The organism is Dactylosporangium sp. NPDC051485 (assembly GCF_040682015.1).
Taxonomy (GTDB): Bacteria; Actinomycetota; Actinomycetes; order Mycobacteriales; family Micromonosporaceae; genus Dactylosporangium.
Genome location: NZ_JBFAZW010000050.1, coordinates 14,313 through 33,494 on the forward strand (window position 1 = coordinate 14,313; position 19,182 = coordinate 33,494).

A 19,182-nucleotide genomic window follows, 5' to 3' on the forward strand; every position below is an offset into this window, starting at 1 on the left:
CCGGCGCCTCCCGCGAAGCCGCACAGTTTTCATCTTCCGGCCAATTCCTGCATCGGCCGATGTCCGTGCCGCGCCGCCTCGTCACAGCAGCGGGATGAACCGCGTGAGCTTGCCGGTCGAGGCGTGACGCGGGAGCCGTTCGACGGTGCGGACGCTGATCTCGGGATCGGCCAGGCCGTACGGCGACAGCGAGGCGACCAGCGCCGCCGCCACCGCGGAGACGTCGGGCGACCCGACCACCAGCACGTCCGCTCCGCCCGCAGTCTGATGCACCTGGTACTCCGAGATCAGCGGATCGGTGCCCAGCACGTGCCGGAACGCGCTTGCCGGGACCGTTCGCCCGCCGTAGCGGAAGTCGTCGTCGCGCCGCCCGGCGATGTCGGCGACGCGCAGCATCGAGCTCCCACAAGCGCACTCCCCGGGCAGCACCGTCACCTCGTCGCCGAGGTCGTAGCGGATGAACGGGAACGTGCGGCCGGCCAGCCCGGTGGCGAGCGTGCGCGCGGCCGGCTCATCGGGACGTACCGGGCGCCCGGAGGAATCGACCCGCTCGACGATCACCTCGTCCTCGCAGAGGTGAAGCCCGTCGCCGTGGCCGCAGCCGACCGCCTGGACGCCGATCTCGGTCGAGCCCCAGAGGTTGTGGACCGGCGCGCCCCAGGCGGCGCCGATCGCGTCGCGGTCCTCCGCGCCGAGCGGCTCGGAGTTCGTACTCACCCGAACCGGCCGGATGTCGAGCTCACCCGCGACCGCGGCGCGGGCGAGGCGCCCGATCACCGAGGCATAGCCCACGAGATGGGTCGGCCGAGCGTCCGACACCGCCCGCAGCACCTGGTCGAACGGCGCCGCCGCCGGGATCACGATGGTCTCCATCAGCGGCCCCGTCGCGACGTCGAACAACGGCGTGCTGGCGTGCGGCGGCTCGCCGGCCTCCAGCACGGCCAGCCGGGCCCCGCGGATGCCCGGCCCGGCAGCACGCTCGGCACGCGCCTGCCACCGCCAGGCCAGACAGGCGAGGGTCACGAACTGCTCCCAATCCCAGACGTACACGCCGCGCACGCCACTCGAGCCGCCCGAGCTGAACACCTGGTGCCCCGCGGGCGTGTAGGAGAACCAGCGCTGCTGAGCCAGCACCCGCTCGGCGCCGGCCCGGTCGATGCCGGGCGTGGTGACGATCGCGTCCCACTCGTCCTGGGCCTCCCGCTTCACCATGGGCGGCAGCCGCACAAGGTCTTCGACGGTCGCCGTGGCCGGGTCGACGCCGGCCATCCGGGCCGCATGAAACGGCGAGCGCGCGCGAGCGTAGGCGAGCAGCGAGCGCAGCCGTTCGGTCCGGTAGCGCTCGATGCGAGGCCGCGGCCAGTCCAGCCGCGCCACATGGTCCTCGAGCGAGGCCCGTACCGCACTCAAGTGCGCCGCGCGCAAATGCTCATAAGCCGCCGTACCGGCCTCGTGGGACATATGCCCAGCGTGCCTCGGCCACGCTCGCAGGCGCGGCGCAAACGGGCGCTGATCGCCCACCAGAATTCCTTCCCGGGCCTGCTGTACGCACCGTCGCCGTCCCGGCCCGTTACCGTCGCGTGCCCTTGACGGGGCCCTATGAGCCGCAAGCGTCGACTAGGGTCGGAGCCCGTGACATATCCACCGACCGGTGAACCCAACGAGAGTCAATACTTCGGCGGCTATCCTGCGCCGTCTGGGCCATCACCGACCGGCGCTTTCCCGGCTCAGCCCGGCCAGGGCCAGCCGGCCGCCCCTGGTTATCCGCCGCAGTACGCGGCGCCGCAATATCCGCCGCAGCAGCCCGCCGGCTACCCGCCGCAGCCGCCGCCCACCCAGGCCTGGCAGCAGGCTCCGGCAACCCAGGCCCCGGCGACCCAGGGCTGGCAGCAGGCTCCGGCGCCTCAGGCTCCGGCGACCCAGGGCTGGCAGCAGGCCCCGACGACCCAGGCCTGGCAGCCGCCGGCCGGACCCCCGCCCGCCGCCCCCCGCAGTTCGATGCCCTGGGTGCCGATCGGCGTGATCGCGGGGATCCTGGTCCTCGCCGTGGCCGGGGGTGCGTTCGTGGTCTCCAAACTGGTCGGCAACAGCGATCCGTCCACACCGGACGCGGGCGGTCAGCCGGCCGTGACCGCGGGCGTGCCCACCGCTCCCGGCCTGCCGACCGACCATCCGTTGAAGTCGAGCTCCCAGGCCGCGGCCCCGGCGAAGTACACCGCCCCCGGTGACCTCTGCTCGATCGACCTGAGCGCGCTCGGCCCCTACGCCGCCAAGAAGGAAAAGTCCACGCCGAACGTGCGCAAGACCGGCGATGTCGCCCGCTCCGACTGCGACCTCGATCTGCGCACGTCCTCCGGGATGAAGGTGACCTTCGGCATCAAGACGCAGGTGTACCCGTCCGCAAAGGACGCGAAGGAGTACTACGACTCCGGCTACGAGATGGACAAGAAGCGGTTCTTCGACGGCGAACTCAGCGGTATGGGCGAGCGGGCGTACGGCACCAACCGGGACTGGGACATCGGCTCGAAGACCAGCGACTACACGATCCGGGTGCTCGACAGCAATCTCTATCTCTCCGTGAGCCTGGTGACCTTCGGGACCAGCTTCGTGCCCAAGGACCAACTCAAGCCGAAGGCGGTCGACGAGGTCAAGGCGATCCTCGCCAAGCTGCCCACGGCCTGACCCACCACCGGCACCATGACCCAGCACGGGCTCGAGCGAGCCCTGCTGGGCCCTTGCGGGCACTCCTCGACGGCCATCACCCCGCATTCCGTGAAGGCCGCTGCCCGGCCCGGTCGTCCGCCGCCGCCCCGGGTGGGAGACGCAGGTCATACCTGTGGGGTCTCACAACCTTGCCGCGGTGTTCGTCGGACCTTCGTACGGATCAAGGGTGGCTATGCGGAGGGGGTAGCGACATGAGCGCAGCGCTGGAAGGGCTTCGGCGGGAGTTCGGGGGTGACATCGTCGAGCCGGGCGGGACGGACTACGAATCGGCCCGCCGCTCGGTGCTGGTGTCGGGCAGTCCGGCGTACGTGCTGCGGCCCAAAGCCGTCGGGGACGTCAGCGCCGGCGTCCGGTTCGCGGCCGCGTCGCGGCTTGCGCTGGCCGTGCGTGGCGGCGGGCACGGGTTTGCGGGATTCGGCACCAACGACGGCGGCGTCGTGATCGACCTCGGCGGGCTCGCGGACGTGGAGGTCTTCGACGGCGAGCGGCACATCGTGCGGATCGGCGGCGGCGCCTCCTGGGGCGCGGTCGCGGACGCGCTGGCGCCATACGGCCTGGCCATCTCCTCGGGCGACACCAGAAGCGTCGGCGTCGGCGGGCTGACGTTGACCGGTGGCATGGGCTGGAAGGTGCGCAAGTACGGTTTGGCGCTGGACAGCGTGGTCGCCGCCGAGGTGGTCACGGCCGGCGGGGCGGTCGTGCGGGCCAGCGCCGAGGAGAACCCGGAGCTGTTCTGGGCGATCCGCGGTGGAGGCGGCAACTTCGGGATCGTGACGGCGTTCGAGTTCGCGGCCCACAAGACGACCGACGTGTACTTCGGCAAGGTCAGCTTCCCCGCGGCAGCGGCGGGCGCCGTGCTGCAGGGGTGGGCGGACTACCTGCGCACCGCGCCCGAGGAACTCACGTCCATCGTGAACTTCGCCAACCCGTTCGCCGGTGGGCCCGAGGCGCCGGTCGAGATCCAGGTCGCCTTCGACGGCGACGACCCGGCGGCTGCCGCACGGGCGATCGACCCGATCCGGGCGCTCGGCACGGTGATCGGGGACGACGTCGCGCGGCTGCCCTACGCGGACATCCTCGTCGAGGGCCTGACCCCGCCACCGGGCATGCGACTGGTGACCCGAGGCGCGTTCGTGGACAGGGAGTCGGTGGCCGAAGTCCTGCGGATCCTGGCCGAGGTCGGGGCATCGCCGCGCTCGCCGCTCATCTCCGTCCGCGGGGTCGGCGGCGCGGTGGCCCGGGTGCCCGCGGACGCCACCGCCTACGCGCACCGGCAGGCGGAGCTGATGATCGTGACCACCACCGGGGGCCCGGAGGCGGTCGTCGAGGCGGCCGGCCCGGCCCTGGAGGCGATCTGGGCGCGGCTCGCGCCGCACGTCAGCGGCGCCTACGCGAACTTCCTCGCCTCGGCCACCGAACAGGACGTCGCCGCCATCTATCCACCGGCAACGTACCAGCGTCTGGCGGCGCTCAAGCGCCAGTACGACCCCGAAAACCTGTTCGCCGGCAACCACAACGTCCGGCCACAGTAGGAGCCGCTAGATCTTCAACCCGCTCGGCGAGGCCGGGGACCGCCGACTTCTGCACAGGAGCCGCCGCCCCGGCCTTGCCGCCGGTGCCGGAATGCACGCCGCTGCCGTACGGCCGCCGCAAGGCCGACTCCGCTCGGCCCGTTCGTGCCGGCGTTCGACCTGTCGCGACGGCGGCCAGGCGGGGATCATGTCGCCGCGCCTGGACCGCCGTTCGCCGTCTGCCGTGGGTTACGGCTGCAGGCTGCGCAGCGGGCCCTCAGCGTCTGAGAAGTTCCTTGTGCTCAACACCTGCGGGCCCGCGGTGTGGTCGCCGTTGAACGGCGTCACAGCCTTCGGGTCTTTCGAGCAGCCGGCGGCGACCGCATCCTCCGGCGAGTTGAACCACAGCCCGAGGTGGTACTGGTGGACTGGGGCCGTCGTCGGGTTCGACGAGGCGTCCGCGATCGGCGAGGTGTGTACCACCGGTGCCGGGGCGGTGCCAGGTGCCACGCTGAACGTCTCGATGCTGAACCGGCCGACGAACGTGCCGGCGGCTACGCCCCATTGGTTCGTGTTGAGGTCGCCCTGGTACCAGGACAAGCCGAACGGCGCGTTCGGCACCTGGATGACGAACAGATCGAAGTCGGTGTTCTTCGGCAAGCCGCTCGCTGCGATCGTCATCACCTCGACCTGCCCTCTCGACTGTACGGTGACCTCGGCCTTGGCCTTGGGCAGGCAGCCCGTATTCACCGAGTTCGCGGACCGGACCATTTGAAAGTGGATCCTGGTGTGTTTGGCGCCGGTGGCGATGGCCGCCGCCCCGCCGACCGCGATGATCATTCCTGCGGTGCCGAGGACGATGGCAGCGCGTTTGATGTACTTTTTCATGTCGGCCTCCCTGTGTGTCGAGCTCTTGTGGCGGGTCTGTTTCGAGACATGCGGAAGAAAACTGAGCAGGCGGGATCGACCCACCTTCGTGGCGGGGGATGCAGGAAACGAGAGCAGCACGCAATAGCGCGCAACGAGGCGCGCCCTACGCGTGCACTGAAGTGCGCTCGGTAGCCGATTGACCGATTGACAGGCCCGGCGCTGGCGCTCTCCTCGTCTTAGGGAACGGGCCCACGGACAAGGTACTGCACGGAAAATGCCCGGGGGTTGGTGTCGCGTTTGGCCGGTGAGGCGGTATTGCTGTTGCCGTCCGCCTCACCTGTCAGACGTCACCTGCTTCTCATACAGGGCGCGAACGGCTGCTTCGACGTGCGCGGCAACCTCAACGAAGATCGGAATCCTGCTGCGTCGGTAATCACGTCGCCGATACCGCGAGGGTCGTCCGTACCGATGCTCATCCTTGAGCGCGGTGGTGCGCTTTCGATGGATCGGGACTTCCTTCGCTTCCAAGATCTGGTACCCGGATCGGCCTACGGAGGCGGGCGCAGTCGCGACGAACTCATCGCCGAGTACGAGCAGCTGCCGGCGCGGTGGCGAACTCGGGGGCTGAGGTGGCCTTCCCGGGGCCCATCCGAACGGCCACACGTCGAGCCGCGGCGGGGGATCGACCACGGCGGACCGGGGCGAGGCCCGTGCGGACGGCGAGGTAGTGGTCCGTCCAGCCTCGGCGCAGAGCACGGCGATGCCGGTTGAGGACCTGGTGAGCTGACCGCGCGCAGCGCTGGTCAGTGGTCGCGCAGCGGCCATGGGGGGTGCGGGGTGGGAACCCCCCGCCGCGGCGAGGCCGCAATGAACCTGTGGGCACGGTTGGGTTCGAACCAACGACCCCCCGCTGGTAAGTTCTGCCCGTTCCGTCCGTCGCGGTCCGTTCGGGTCCGTCATGTGCGGAGACGATTCGTCGGTGGTCTGGGCCGTCCTCGGCAGGTCGCGGCGGTTGCCGTACTAGCGGAGGATGTGGAGGCAGTCGACGTGTTGCCGGTGTCGGGCGGACTTGGTCGCGGCGACGTGGGCGGATTCAGCCCAGGTGATCCGCCGGTGCCGTGTTCAGCAGCCAGGCCAGCGGCATCTTGGTGGCCACCTCGTACTCGCCTGACCGGCCGAGCTGGTGCAGCGTGACGGTCAGCGCGGCATCCCGATCGACTACCCAGTACCGAGGGATGCCGGCCGCCGCGTACTCGTGCCGTTTGACCATCTCGTCCATCGCCTCCGAGCCCGGAGACACGATCTCGACGACCAGCAACAGATCGGTGAGGGTAAGCCAGACGCTGCGCGGTTGCGGCTTCGACCAGAGGGTCAGGTCCGGAATGCGGGCGCCTTCGCCGGTGGGCCCGCTGATGCGGATGCCGGCCGCCTGAAGGACCTGCTCGGCAGGCCAACCAGCGACGGCGAGCCAGACCAGCAAACGGCTGGCGATCGCGGCGTGCTCAGAGTCGGGCGGCGGCATGACCGACAGCGCTCCCTCGGGGCTGATCTCATACCGATGCCCGTGCGGGTCCTCGGCGATCATCGCGGCAAGGTCGTCGAGCGTGATGACGGAGGGCATGTGCCGACCGACGCTTCCTGCGCTCATGGCGGCCATCCTATCGGCGCCACCCCGGTGCCGGCCCTAACCGGACGCACCCGACCCGCGCCGGCTGAGTCAAGTCGTTGTCGTACGGTTGCCGTAAGGGCCAGCTCACGTGGGGCGTGTTTGTGCTGATGAGGGCGTAGCCTTCAGGGCGTGGTGGCGGAGCTGCTCGGTCGCCGCGTTTGGCGCTCACTGCTCCTCCGGTCGGGTCACCGGTCCGAAGTCGTCGAGTGGCTGTGTCGTCAGCGCTTGGTACAGGTCAGGGTCGGCATGAATTTCGGCCGTGTGTCGCCACTCGACGAGACACTGCGACACTGCCGCGGTGTTGCCGATTGCCGCAGCTGCCTCTGTGGTCGAAACGAGTTCGGCCGCCATGGCGTCGATGTCGGTCGCAGGCAGGAAGCGAACCCAGGGCAGCGCGTCCGGGAGTACCTCGCGGAGGAGATCCGGGTCGCGGTGCGCGACCCCCGCAAGCAGCCGTGAGGTCACATCGATCACCTCGGCCTCCGCTTCGGCCCACGGCAACGCGTTCGGCAGTACCTCTCGTAGCAGTTGCGGGTCACGGCGGGCAACGTCGGCGAGTAGCCGGGAGGTCACATCGATGACCTCGGCCTCGGCTCGGCGGGCTCGGCTGCGGGCCCGCTCCACCGGGCCCGCAGACGCGTACTTGCTTGCATCAAGCCAATGGCGCAACCCGCCACATTCCTCTCGGATCACGTTCAGGCGGGCGCCAGCGGCCATTTGGCAACTGGACCTTCGTCACTAACGGTTGCACTTAGATACGTGCCTGCATCTACGTTGAAATTCTCCGCTGTTATAAAGAGCCCCTTCGCGTCAAGGATGACGCGTTCGGGATCCGAGATAGCCACACACGATTCGTCCCGCTTGATCGGCAAATCCTCAAAGCTGATATAGCTTGGAACGAAGATCTCACCCTCAAGATGATCGATCAATCCTCTACAATCCTGCGGTCGGTACTGCCCGAGCCATGCCTGCTGTCTAACCAGGTATTGGAAAGAGAGCTCCTCGATGATGCCCCACTGCTCGCGGCCATCGTTACCTTCATAGAGGAAGGTCCAGCCGTCACTGAGGGTTTCAATATGGTCGCCAGGATCCCGGTTGACCTCACCAGCATTCCACATGGCACGGCAGGTTTCGAACCTGCGACCCCCCCGCTTGTAAGGCGGTTGGATTTTCCCAGCTCAGAGCCGGTGTATCCGCCGCGCATGCCCCAAGCGTGCCCCAGCATGCGGGGGCGGTTCCTTTCGGCTGGAGCTTGCTTTAGTCCGAGTGAGTCTCGTCGGTCGACGCATCGGGATCATGTTGGTCGAGGATCTCAATGGCACGCAACCTCAACATCTCCGCCGAGTCGTCCCAGGCGAACTCTTTGCGTACGTCCGTGTACAGCAAGTTAGTTAGCTCGCTCGGAAGTCGCGCCGCTGGCATCCGGTCGTGAACGCCGGTTGTATACGCTGAACAGGTCGATGCGAAACGGAGCAGGATGGCTCCGAACTCAGGGCTTCCGATGATCGACACCTCGCTGGCCGCTTCGTTGAGCGCCTCGTGGGATCGTCTTGCCGATGCCAATGCCTCCGACATGCGTGCGACGGCGATGCCCCTGTCGGATGACTTGTCGCTCGCTGCTACCCGCGCCCGCCGTGCGGCATCAGCAGCCAGCAGCGCCTCATGACACAACCGGACCGCCTTGGAATAGATCATGCGTTTCTCCAGCAGCAGAGCATTTTTGAGCTGAACGTTCGCAGTGTCGTCGGACGGTTCGTAGCTGGACCTTGTGCGCTTTGAAGCCTGTGATCATCACGCCCGTCATGCCAGCGAGCCCGGCGATGGCGGTAGCAGCCGGGCCAAGCCAATCGGTGTTCATACCTCAATGGCACCACCTGATGGCCACTCGCCGAATCTCCTGCTTGCGACGTCACGACTCTGGGACGTCGTCGCCGCGGGACGAATGTCTAGGTCAGGATGCGTCTGGGCAGTCGTGCCGAGGACCCGTGTCTCGCGATCTCGGACAGGGCGGTAGCGATCTCGGTATCGCGGCCGTCGACGGCGTGCATGTAGCGGTACGCCGCGACCGTCGAGGCGTGGCCCATGCGCTTCGTCAGGTCCTTAAGCGTCGCGCCGGTCGCCGCAGCCAAGGTCTGACCGGTGTGGCGCATGTCGTGGAAGGTGAAGTGCTCCATGCCGACCTTCGCCCGCGCTCTGCCGAACGCTTTGCTCACCGAGTTGCCGCGCATAGGGGCGCCCGTCCGGCCGACGAACAGGCGGTTCTGGCCGGCCCAGTCGGTGACGTGCTCCTTGAGGAACGGCAACACGTGCGGGGGCACGGCGACCGTGCGCTTGCCGGCATCCGTCTTCGTGTCCGCGTCGAACGCCTCACCGCCGTCGAGCTCGACGCGGTTCCGTCGGACCCTCACCGTTGCCGCCGACAGGTCGACATCCTCGACGCGCAGGCCGACCAGCTCGCCGCGGCGTAGACCGCACCAAGCCGCCAGGAGGACCGCCGCACGGTATCGGGGCGTGATGGCGTCGACGAGCGCGGCCACCTCCGCCGGCGACGCGACCGGACGCTCCTTCGCCCGGTCCGAGCCGGCGCCCGGGATCTGGCAGGGGTTGCGAGGGACCGCGCCCTCCCCGGACCGCCGCGTTCATCACCGCTCGGAGGAAGCGGTACGACTGGGCGATCGACGTCCGACCGCCGGTACCGCGCAGCGCCGCCGCGTGCCATTCCCGAACGACACCATCTACCAACTATCTCAGACATCGGTGGTCATCACCGGACGAAGTTGGCCTCTGGTGCTCTGACGGCAGTTACCTACCAATGACGTTGCCAGAAGAGTTTCTGTGCATCTTCAAGGCGGTCCGAAACGGGCCGCACGCGCCGCCGCCTGGGCGCCTGGCCGACCGGCGGCTGAAGCTCGCCGCCGGCGACCAGGCCCACGCCCGGCTGCTGGCGCGGATCGCGGTTCATCGGGCCGCCAAATACGACGGTGGCGGGCGCGGCGGCGCGCGAGTGTGGCGGGCCGCTCCTCCGAGGTCAAGGGCGCTTCGCGTCGCAAGCGACGGCCCTGCGGGCCGCCCTTGACCTCGGAGCCTCTGCAGCCCTGTCAGGTTGGAGGCGCGGGCAGGCCGGTGGCCTGCCCGACGAGTTCGCGCGCGCCGCCGCACCGCGCCCCTCGGCGGACGCCGTCAAGGTGACGTTGGCACTGGACTCGCTACGAAGCCGAGGAGACTACCGGGTACCGCTCATCGTCGGTCGGCAACGCCTGGAAGCCGCTCCAAGTAATCGATAGAGGTGGTACGTCCATGCCTTCGATGCGGAACGGATATAGATCAACGTCTAGAAATGTCTCGGCATTGTCGCGACCGCGTCCCATAGTCCACATATACAACTGAATACCTATAACAGTAGGCCAAATCAGCATTGCCCCGCCGCGCACCAGGCGGCCGGTCTTCTTCAAAACATAATCTTCCTCTTCGGCGGCCCACCACCAATCGAGGAGTTCTTCCTTCTTCAGGGAGTACGCGCAACTTCCGAAGATTACATTACATTCCTCGTCCTCGGAGAAGTCCATCACAGACTTGTATAAGTCAAACGGAACGAGAATCTTGGCCGCATCGAGACTCTCCTTATTGAAGATGTCGATGCCGCTTCCCGCAAGAAGCCTTCGGAACTCCGTATATGCCAAGAAGTGGGTTCGAAGATCGTATACCGACAGGCTACTTACCAGCGCTACAAAGCTGTTTCCCCTATCGTCCCTCCCGCACGGCCGCAGCCGCGCAATCTGAGGACAACGTATAGGAAGACGACCGGGCCGCTCTGGTCTGTACGGCGGGTAGTTCGCATCAACGGATCGAGGCCCAGCGCCGTAGCGACGCCGAATGGGCGCCGAAGTTCCTGCCCGACTGCACCCGGCCGTCACGTTCGCGCAGGTCACAGCACCGCGGCCGCACGAGAGCTATGCGCCCTCCGGAGGCGATATGCATACAGTGCCGCACGCCGACCGCGCAGAGCTGCGCGATGTCGCTGGCCGACGCGGTTCAGTCGCCATCGAGTCGCGCGAACAACTTGAGAATTAGCCAGTAGGTGGCCCGCAGCAGAGGGCAACAGCAACCAGGGACAGAAGGGCGTAGCGGAGTACGGTGACGCCAGCCACCAGTGGTCGTGTCGGAGGGTCGAGCCGTCGATTGTCGTCCACGTGGCGGAGTATGGCATCCGGAGACAGGCATACATGCCTACCCGTCAGCGGACGACCATGGGACCAGACTGGGACCACACGTACTGCGCGCCCATGCACATCGGCCGCTCCTAGACACCTGCCCCCTCCAGCCGCATCGCGATTGACGTGTAGAAACGCGTCACCAGCCGTCCTGGGGGTCAAGGGCGCTTTGAGTCGCAGCACGACCCGGATCGCCGGACTGTCGACGGCGAGGCGCCACAGCACGCGCCCAGGCTGAAGATCTCGGAGTCCGGAAAGAGTCGAGTGTCCGCTATGACGTGCCGGTCCAGCGGTACCAGTTGCCGCCGATGTGTCGGAACTGTGACGACTCGAACAAGGCGGTGTCGACCGCAGTCGGCCCGCCGGGGAGATAGGCGAAGCCGGCGTCGTAGAAAACGTCGCCGTGAGCTTCGTAAAAGACCGCACCACCGGGCATCCAACCGGCTCTTGTGATGCTGTAGAGGCCCAACCGGCGGGGCACGGTGAAGCTTTCCCACGCGCTGCCAGGTGGTGGAATTGGGTGTCCAGCGACGACGGCGGCGAACGCGCCCTGGCTGGCCGCCCACCGCATCTTGAACGGCGCGCCGGTGCAGAGCAGAACCAAGGTGAGGACGCCGATGACTGGTCCGATTAGGAACCATCTCCTCCACCCGCCGGTGGTCCTGGCGACGTAGATGGTCCAACCGAGCCAGAAACAGCCAACGAGTATGGACGCACAGCCGCTGGCTGCGAACAGGGAGAAGTGGCTGCCCGGGTAGCTCACGGACCATAACGTGCCGCCTGCCACCGCAACAACGACCAGGTGGAATGCCCAGATCCGCCGCCGGTCAGGCCCAGCGTTCGGCGCAGCGTCGTCGCTTGTTGCGGTGTCCGACATGGTGACATCCTGCCGACCCGATCAGGCTCGGATCGAGGGCGTGCACTGAATCTTCACACACAGCTCGTTAGCCGCCGTGGTGTGACCGCATGTGCCCACGGTGCTTCCAACGCGCGCGTCCGGCCTTCGGCGTGTCCAGCCTGAGCTAGCGCGCCCCGGGCGCGCGCTGCGCGCGCCGCTGGCCCGCTTCGTTGGCCGGCTGGTCGCCTTGCCGTGGTACGCGGTGGATTCTTTGGGCTACCGCGATGTCCGTCTTGGTCCGGACCGCAGCTCCCGCAGCCTCGCCCTCCGCGTGTAGTCGCGCTCTTAGCCTCCGGCGGGACCTCAGGCTACGGGGAGGTCGCTCCGCTCCCCGCACCGTCGGCCAGGTCGAGCCGAGCAGACCGGCACCGCCCGCGCCAGGCCAAGCCGCTTCGCGGTCGCCTTCGGCGAGCCTGGCGCGGCCGGCGCCGCCCAGCTCCCCGTGGGGTGGCCGACGGCATACGGGGAGACTCCGCTACGGGACTGGGGGAGTGGGCGTTCCCCATTCTTACGGCGCTCGCGCTCGGCCTGCTGGCGGCGCAAGCGCCGGCATCGGCCGGCGCGGCGTCGGCTCAAGGCTGCTGGCGCCTGGACCGTACGAAGTCCGCGTACTCCTCGCCCACCAGGCCGAAGTTGACCCACCGTTCCGGGACGGCGCCGGTGAGGCGCTCCGCGAGTTGGACCGCCGCATCCGGGTCTTCATGGCGGCCAAGTTCTCGACCCTGGCCGGCGTACTCCTGGGGGGGTCTAGCGACGGGAAGTTGGCCATGTCGAGGAACTCGTCGTCATCCAGGTCCTGGACCGTGTGCACCGTGACGCTGTACTTCCGGCCGACGGGTTCACCGCGACCCAGCGGACACCGGCCATGCCATTGACCTCCACCGGGCCGAGGAACTGCTCGATTGTGTTCCCGCGCCGAAGGGCGCCGAGGGCGAACGACCGCGTCAGGTACCGCACCAGCGCAGCGTAGCTACGACACAACAAGGATGTGATATTGCGTGCCCCTCGCGTGCCCCAAGGCACGGTCGACCACGGTCAACGAGGGGCGTCAACGGCGCAGGACCGACCCGAGCAAGGGGAACGCCGAAACGTGCCCTGAGCTGGGTAAAACCAGATCGATAACCTGTGGGCACGGTTGGGTTCGAACCAACGACCCCCCGCTTGTAAGGCGGGTGCTCTTCCGCTGAGCTACGCGCCCCTGAGCCCTCTCGCGAGGGCCGGGTACCCAGATGGTACCGAAGGTCGCCCCCACGACCCAGCCGGGCGCGACGACTGTGCCGTCCCGGCCGCTCACGAGTCGCCGTATTCGGGCGGGTCACAGGGTGGCGATCGCCTCCCGCCAGGTGGCGATGTCCCGCGATTGGCTGGCCGGCAGCACCTCGCGGAAGCGAACCACGCCGGAGCGGTCGATGAGGAAGGTGCCGCGGTTGGCGTAGCCCTTGGCCTCGTTCAGGACGCCGTACGCCGAGGCGACGGCGCCGTGCGGCCAGAAATCCGACAGAAGGGGGAAGGTGTAGGACTCGCGGTCGGACCAGATCTTGTGGGCGTACGGCGAGTCGACGCTCACCGTCAGGACCTGGACCCGGTCGTTCTGGAAGTCCGGCAGGGACTGCTGCAGGGCGGTCAGCTCGCCCTGGCAGGTGCCGGTGAAGGCCAGCGGGTAGAACACCAGCAGGACGGCCTTCGTGCCGCGGTACGAGGACAGGGATATCTCCTGATTGTTCTCGTTGCGCAGCAGGAAGTCCGGTGCCGGATCTCCGACATCCAACGTCATGGCATCGAATATGCCAGGGGTTCCGGCGGGGCTTTACACTCGCCCGCATGGCAGCAGGGCCGCGGCTCGGCATCGATTTCGGGACATCCCACACCGTTGCGCTTCTGGCGTGGCCGGACGGGAGGGTGCGCCCGTTGCTGTTCGACGGTTCGCCGCTGCTGCCGTCGGCCGTGTTCGCCCAGGCCGACGGCACGTTGCTGGTCGGGCGGGACGCCGTGCACGCCGCGCGGATCGACCCCTCGCGCTTCGAGGGTAGCCCCAAGCGGCGCATCGACGACGGCACGGTGCTGCTCGGCGACCGCGAGGTCACCGTGCCCGCGCTCATCGGGGCCGTGCTCACCCACGTCGCGCGGGAGGCCGTGCGGGTCGCCGGCGGGCCAGTGGCGGAGCTCACGCTGACGCACCCGGCCGCGTGGGGAGTGTCGCGCAAGCTCACCCTCGTAGAGGGGGCCAAACTGGCGGGGCTGCCGCAGCCGGCGCTCATGCCCGAGCCGGTCGCCGCCGCGCACTATTTCGCGGGTGTACTGCAAAAGCCTCTCACCGCCGACCAGGGCCTCCTGGTCTACGACTTCGGCGGCGGCACCTTCGACGCCAGCCTGGTGAGCCGGTCCGGGGACGGGTTCGACGTGCGGGCCGTCGACGGGATCGACGACCTCGGCGGCCTCGACCTCGACGCGCTGATCGTCGAGCAGGCCCGCACGCAGATCGACAACGCGGAGGTCTGGGCCCGCCTCGACGGGCCGCAGAGCACCGAGGACCGGCGGCACCGCCGGATGCTCTGGGACGACGCGCGCATCGCCAAGGAGATGCTGTCGCGCACCCCGGCGACGGCGCTGCACGTGCCGATCGCGGCGGCCGACGTCAGCATCACGCGGGAGCAGTTCGAGGACAAGGCCCGGCCGCTGCTCGAGCAGACCGTGCGGACCACCTCGGCGGTCGTGCGCTGGGGTGGCCTCGACAAGGACAAGCTGGCCGGGCTCTTCCTGGTCGGCGGGTCCAGCCGGGTGCCGCTCGTGGCCACGCTGCTGCAGCGGGAGCTCGGCGTCGCCCCGACCATCATCGAGCAGCCCGAGCTCGTCGTGGCCGAGGGCAGCCTGCGCGCCTGGGTGAGCGTCACCCGCCCGAACCCCCAGGTGACCCCCCAGAACGCCCAAAACGCCCAGCAGGTCGCGGCCCCGATCCAGCAGCCGCCCCAAGCCGCCCAGGCCCCTCAAGCCTTCCAATCGGCACCAACCGCACAAAACCCGCAGCCCACGCAGCCCCAACAGCACCAGCCCCAGCAACACCAGCCCCAGCAACACCAGCCCCAGCAACACCAGCCCCAGCAGCAACAGCGGCCGCAGGCGCCGGTCAGCGGGGTCCCGGTCAGCCCGGCCGCGTTCCAGCAGGGCGCGTACCCGGTGAGCGCGCCCCCGGGCGCCCAGCGCCCCGTCAGCGCCGTCCCGGTCAGCCCCGTGGCCCCGTCGACCTATCAGGCCGGTCGGGCCCCGGGAGGTACCCCCGCGGAAGTCACCCAGCCGATCCGCCCCATGACCCCGCGCACGGTCCCGCCCCCGCCGCCCCAGCCGGTCTACGTCTCCCCGGCCGCCCAGCCCACCGTCTACGCCCCGGCCCCGCGCGAGGAGGCCCCCGAGCCCCCGCGCAGGAGCAACGTCGCCGTGCCGCTGCTCATCGGCATCCTGGTGCTGGCGCTGGCCCTGGCCGGCTACGTGGTGTTCCAGTACCGCGACCACGGCGGGCAGGAGGCCCTCGACCAGCCGACGAGCGCCGCCAGCGCGCCGGCCGGCGACGGCCCGAAGGTCATCCCGCAGCAGTACAACCGCGAAGAGGAACCGGCGTGGGTGCCCAACGGCTGGCGCCAGCCGGACCTGGGCGGCGTCGAGCAGCTCTGGAAGTCGCAGGCCGAGTCCGAGGGCGGGCGCTGTGACACGAACAACGGCCGCCTGCGGGTCACCACCGACGTCGCCCCGGCGCTGACCGGCTGCACCCTGAAGCCGCCGCTGGACGTGTACATGCAGGACGGCAGCATCGAGGCCAAGGTCCATGCGGCGACCGGCTGTGCGGGCCTGTGGCTGCGCACCGGGGACAAGGGCTACACGCTGGGCTACTGCGCCGACGGCCACGTGCGGCTCTACCGGCTGGCCAACAAGGCGCCGGGGCCGGACTCCCTGCTGAAGGACTGGACGATCCAGGCCAGCGGGGATCCGTACGTCGCGTTCAAGGTCCAGGGCGACCAGCTCGACGTCTACGTCAACGGCGTGCACCTCGGCCCGGTGCAGGACTCGGTCATCCCCACCGGCAAGGTCGACCTCGGTGCGTTCAGCCTGACCGACCAGACCGCCGACGCGAGCTTCACGCAGGTCCGGCTGTTCATGCCGGGGGACTGGCAGCCCGGGAACGCGGGCAGCACGACCACGAAGAAGCCCACCCCGACGACCTCGTCGAGCTCGGGCTGGGGGTCGGGCTCCCCGTCGGCGGCGCCCACGTCGAAGAAGCCCACGCCGCTGCCCACGGCGTGAACCCCGACGTGCTGGCCGCGCCGCAGGCGTTGGGCGCGGCCGTTACGAGAAGCTAGCGGCGCGAGCGGGCGGCGCGGGGCGCGACCAGTCGCGCCGCGGTCCAGTCCTTGCCCGCGTTGACCGTCGAGGTCTGCTGCAACCCGGCGGTGGGCGCCGACTCGTTGATCTCGCTCGGCTCGACATGCCCGGGGCGGCCGGCCTTGGGGGTCAGCAGCCACACCACGCCGTTGTCCGCCAGCGGCCCGAGGGCGTCGATGAGGGTCTCGACCAGGTCGCCGTCCTCGTCGCGCCACCAGAGCAGCACCACGTCGACGACCTCGTCGGTCTCCTCGTCAACCAGGTCCCCGCACCGGTCGATCAGGACGTCGCGGAGATCCTGGTCGACGTCGTCGTCGTACCCCATCTCCATAACGACCATGCCCGGTTCGACTCCGAACCGGTCCGCCAGGCTCTTCACCTCGGCCTGACCCGCGGTCGCGTTCACTGTCCACTGCCTCCTGTCGCAACAACCACTGTTAGCGCGTAGTCCACACAGTACGGGCCGTCAACGCAAGTGGCGCACCGATGCGATCGAAAAAGTATCGCTCCAAGTTACCGGGCGAGCAGCGATCGTGCCCCCTGAACGACCTGCTCCTCGGAGACGAGAACGTGGTTCGCGGCCGGCCCGAGCGGCACGAACGAGTCCACGGCGGCCACCCGGCGGGCGACGCCGACGTAGCCGGCGTCGACCAGGGCGGCGATCACCCCCTCGCCGACGCCACCCGATCGGCGGGTCTCGTCGACGATGAGCACCCGGCCGGTGTCCGAGGCGTTCTTGATGATGTCACCGACCGGGAGCGGAGACAGCCAGCGCAGGTCGACCACCCGGCAGTGCACGCCCTCCTCGGCCAGGCGGGCGGCCGCGCGCAGCGACAGCCGCACCCCGTTGCCGAAGGTGATGATGGTCAGGTCGTCGTTCGGGCCGTTGCTGTAGGCGCGGGCCCGGCCGATCGGCACGTGGATGGCCGGCCACTCGCTCGGGGGCGCGTAGTCCGACAGCCACCAGTTGTCGTCCTCGGTGTGCAGGTCGCGGGTGTGGTACAGCGCGATCGGCTCGACGAAGACGCAGACCGACCCGTCCACGATCGCGCTGGCCAGGCACGTGCGCAGCATCGGCGCGGCGTCCTCGGCCCGGCTCGGGGCGGCCACCACCAGGCCCGGGATGTCGCGCAGGACGCCCAGCGCGTTGTCGTTGTGGAAGTGCCCGCCGAAGCCCAGCTGGTAGGCCAGGCCGGCCACCCGCACCACCATCGGGTTGTGGAAGGCCCCCTGCGAGAAGAACTGCATGGTGGCGGCCTCGCCGCGCAGCTGGTCCTCGGCGTTGTGCAGGTAGGCGAGGTACTGGATCTCCGGCACCGGCAGCATCCCGGCCAGGCCGGCGCCGAGCCCCATGCCGAGGATGCTGGTCTCGTCGAGGAGGGTGTCGAACACCCGGGTGGCGCCGAAGCGGTCCCGCAGGCCCTTGGTCACCCCGTAGACGCCGCCCTTCGCCGCGACGTCCTCGCCGAAGACGAGCATCTGGGGGTACGCCAGCATCGCGTCCGTCAGCGTGGCGTTGATGGTCTGGGCGAGGGTCAGCGGGCCCGCCTGCTCGGGCAGCTTGCCGCTGAACGCCGCCGCGCGGCTGGCCGGGCCGCCGTCGCCGTGGTTGCGGGGCGTGCCGGAGACTGGCCGGATCGCGGGCTCGGGCTCCTGCTGGGACGTGAACTCCAGGTTGTCGTCCAGCTCGCCCTCGAGCTCCGGCGCCAGGTCGTCCTCGGCCAGGTGGGCGGCCGCGTCCCCGACGGCCCGGGACACCCGCACCGGCCGGCGCGGGGCGAGCGGCGCGGTGACCTCGGAGGCGCTGGCCAGCTTGGGCTCGCCGAGCACCTCCTCGGCGACCCGGCGCACTTCCCAGCCGATCTCGTCGTAGCGGGTCATGAGCTCGGCCGGGGTGGCCACGCCGGCCTCCACGAGCAGCCGGGCGGTGCGCACCAACGGGTCGCGGGCCAGGTCGTTCGCGATCTCGGCGGGCGAGCGGTAGGCCATCTCGGCGTCCGCGCCGGCGTGGCCCATGAGCCGCACGGTGCTCAGGTGCAGCACGGCCGGGCGGCGGTACCGCCGGACCCAGGCGGCCGCCTCCGCCGCGCGGTCGTAGGTGGCGGCCGCGTCGCAGCCGTCGGCGGCGTAGTAGCGCAGGCCCGGCCGGCTCGACAGGGCGGCCGCGGCCCAGCCCTCGGGCGTGCGCACGCTGATGCCCAGCCCGTTGTCCTCGCAGACGAACAGCAGCGGCAGCTTGAGCCCGATGTGGTCGCACCAGCCGGCGGTGTTGAAGGCGGCGGTGGCCGCCGCGTGGTTGATGGACGCGTCGCCGAAGGAGCACACGGCCAGCGCGTCCGGGGGCCAGCCGTGGCCGCCGCCGGGCGGGTTGAGCCGCTTGCCGCGGCCCAGGGCGTAGGCGACCCCGACGGACCGGGGCAGGTGCGAGGCGATGGTCGAGGTGGTCGGGATCACGTGCAGGTCGGCGTGGCCGAAGACCTTGTGCCGGCCGCCGGCGATCGGCTCGCGGGCCGAGGCGACCACCCCGCGCAGCACGTCGCGGATCGGGTCGCTGCCGGCCACCTGGGCCGCGCGCATGCAGTAGAACCCGCCGGAGCGGTAGTGCAGCAGGGCCGGGTCGGTCGGGCGCAGCGCGGCGGCGACGGCGGCGTTCCCCTCGTGGCCCGACGAGCCGATGGTGTAGTACCCGGTGTCGAAGCTGCGCAGCCATCGCGCGGCCAGATCCAGGTGGCGACTCGTCGACTGGGCGTCGTAGAGCGCGCGGGCCTGCTGTCCGGTGAGCGCGGTGTCCTCGCGGACGGGCTCGTCGAGCTCCCGCGCGGCCGGCGCGGCCACGAGCCCGGCGAGTTCGGCGCGGAACCGCTCGTCGAGATCCTGAGGAGTGGTCACGCTCGACAGCATGGCCGAAAACGGTCAGGTGATGCCACC

General features: G+C 69.5%; 15 protein-coding genes and 1 tRNA gene. 3 read left to right on the forward strand and 13 right to left on the reverse strand.

The window, feature by feature from the left end:
• Nucleotides 1-81: 81 nt before the first annotated feature.
• On the reverse strand, nucleotides 82-1,461 hold the full coding sequence (locus AB0M46_RS26520; protein ID WP_363340074.1) for a hypothetical protein: 1,380 nt from the start codon (nucleotides 1,459-1,461) through the stop codon (nucleotides 82-84).
• 171 nt (nucleotides 1,462-1,632) lie between these two features.
• On the opposite strand from AB0M46_RS26520, the gene AB0M46_RS26525 reads away from it, so the two are divergent.
• Together AB0M46_RS26525 and AB0M46_RS26530 are read left to right on the forward strand one after the other, a co-directional pair.
• Nucleotides 1,633-2,682 (forward strand): hypothetical protein, encoded by a 1,050-nt coding sequence (locus AB0M46_RS26525; RefSeq protein ID WP_363340076.1) that lies wholly within the window; start codon nucleotides 1,633-1,635, stop codon nucleotides 2,680-2,682.
• A 233-nt stretch (nucleotides 2,683-2,915) separates the two neighbouring features.
• A complete protein-coding gene (locus AB0M46_RS26530) occupies nucleotides 2,916-4,256 on the forward strand; it encodes an FAD-binding oxidoreductase (RefSeq protein WP_363340079.1) in 1,341 nt (446 codons plus the stop codon).
• 228 nt (nucleotides 4,257-4,484) lie between these two features.
• On the opposite strand, the gene AB0M46_RS26535 is transcribed toward AB0M46_RS26530, so the two are convergent.
• The 10 genes from AB0M46_RS26535 to AB0M46_RS26580 form a co-directional block, all read right to left on the reverse strand.
• Entirely contained in the window at nucleotides 4,485-5,243 is a 759-nt protein-coding gene (locus AB0M46_RS26535) for a hypothetical protein (RefSeq protein ID WP_363340081.1), read from the reverse strand.
• Nucleotides 5,244-6,198: 955 nt separating this feature from the next.
• Nucleotides 6,199-6,762, reverse strand: a complete 564-nt coding sequence (locus AB0M46_RS26540; RefSeq protein ID WP_363340083.1) for a Uma2 family endonuclease — start codon at nucleotides 6,760-6,762, stop codon at nucleotides 6,199-6,201.
• Nucleotides 6,763-6,939: 177 nt separating this feature from the next.
• Nucleotides 6,940-7,491, reverse strand: coding sequence for a hypothetical protein (locus tag AB0M46_RS26545; protein WP_363340085.1), 552 nt, complete (start codon nucleotides 7,489-7,491; stop codon nucleotides 6,940-6,942).
• Nucleotides 7,470-7,892, reverse strand: coding sequence for a hypothetical protein (locus tag AB0M46_RS26550; RefSeq protein WP_363340087.1), 423 nt, complete (start codon nucleotides 7,890-7,892; stop codon nucleotides 7,470-7,472). The genes AB0M46_RS26545 and AB0M46_RS26550 overlap by 22 nt, the downstream gene beginning before the upstream one ends.
• Before the next feature lie 139 nt (nucleotides 7,893-8,031).
• Complete coding sequence (locus tag AB0M46_RS26555) at nucleotides 8,032-8,469, reverse strand: hypothetical protein (protein ID WP_363340089.1); 438 nt, start codon at nucleotides 8,467-8,469, stop codon at nucleotides 8,032-8,034.
• A gap of 251 nt (nucleotides 8,470-8,720) precedes the next feature.
• Nucleotides 8,721-9,311 carry a site-specific integrase gene (locus AB0M46_RS26560; RefSeq protein ID WP_363340091.1) on the reverse strand — a complete coding sequence of 197 codons (591 nt, stop codon included), beginning with the start codon at nucleotides 9,309-9,311 and terminating at the stop codon, nucleotides 8,721-8,723.
• A 669-nt stretch (nucleotides 9,312-9,980) separates the two neighbouring features.
• Entirely contained in the window at nucleotides 9,981-10,454 is a 474-nt protein-coding gene (locus tag AB0M46_RS26565) for a hypothetical protein (protein WP_363340093.1), read from the reverse strand.
• Between the two features lie 802 nt (nucleotides 10,455-11,256).
• Nucleotides 11,257-11,862: a hypothetical protein gene (locus AB0M46_RS26570; RefSeq protein ID WP_363340095.1), complete on the reverse strand. Its 606-nt coding sequence runs from the start codon at nucleotides 11,860-11,862 to the stop codon at nucleotides 11,257-11,259.
• Nucleotides 11,863-13,009: 1,147 nt separating this feature from the next.
• Nucleotides 13,010-13,081: transfer RNA gene (locus AB0M46_RS26575), tRNA-Val, on the reverse strand.
• A gap of 117 nt (nucleotides 13,082-13,198) precedes the next feature.
• On the reverse strand, nucleotides 13,199-13,657 hold the full coding sequence (locus tag AB0M46_RS26580; RefSeq protein WP_363340097.1) for a peroxiredoxin: 459 nt from the start codon (nucleotides 13,655-13,657) through the stop codon (nucleotides 13,199-13,201).
• A 47-nt stretch (nucleotides 13,658-13,704) separates the two neighbouring features.
• Between AB0M46_RS26580 and AB0M46_RS26585 the strand changes: the two genes are divergently transcribed.
• Nucleotides 13,705-16,176 carry an Hsp70 family protein gene (locus AB0M46_RS26585; protein ID WP_363340099.1) on the forward strand — a complete coding sequence of 824 codons (2,472 nt, stop codon included), beginning with the start codon at nucleotides 13,705-13,707 and terminating at the stop codon, nucleotides 16,174-16,176.
• 52 nt (nucleotides 16,177-16,228) lie between these two features.
• Here AB0M46_RS26585 and AB0M46_RS26590 read toward each other — a convergent pair whose 3' ends face one another.
• Together AB0M46_RS26590 and AB0M46_RS26595 are read right to left on the reverse strand one after the other, a co-directional pair.
• Nucleotides 16,229-16,660 (reverse strand): DUF3052 domain-containing protein, encoded by a 432-nt coding sequence (locus AB0M46_RS26590; RefSeq protein WP_190257925.1) that lies wholly within the window; start codon nucleotides 16,658-16,660, stop codon nucleotides 16,229-16,231.
• 107 nt (nucleotides 16,661-16,767) lie between these two features.
• On the reverse strand, nucleotides 16,768-19,155 hold the full coding sequence (locus AB0M46_RS26595) for a thiamine pyrophosphate-dependent enzyme (protein WP_363340101.1): 2,388 nt from the start codon (nucleotides 19,153-19,155) through the stop codon (nucleotides 16,768-16,770).
• Nucleotides 19,156-19,182: the final 27 nt, after the last annotated feature.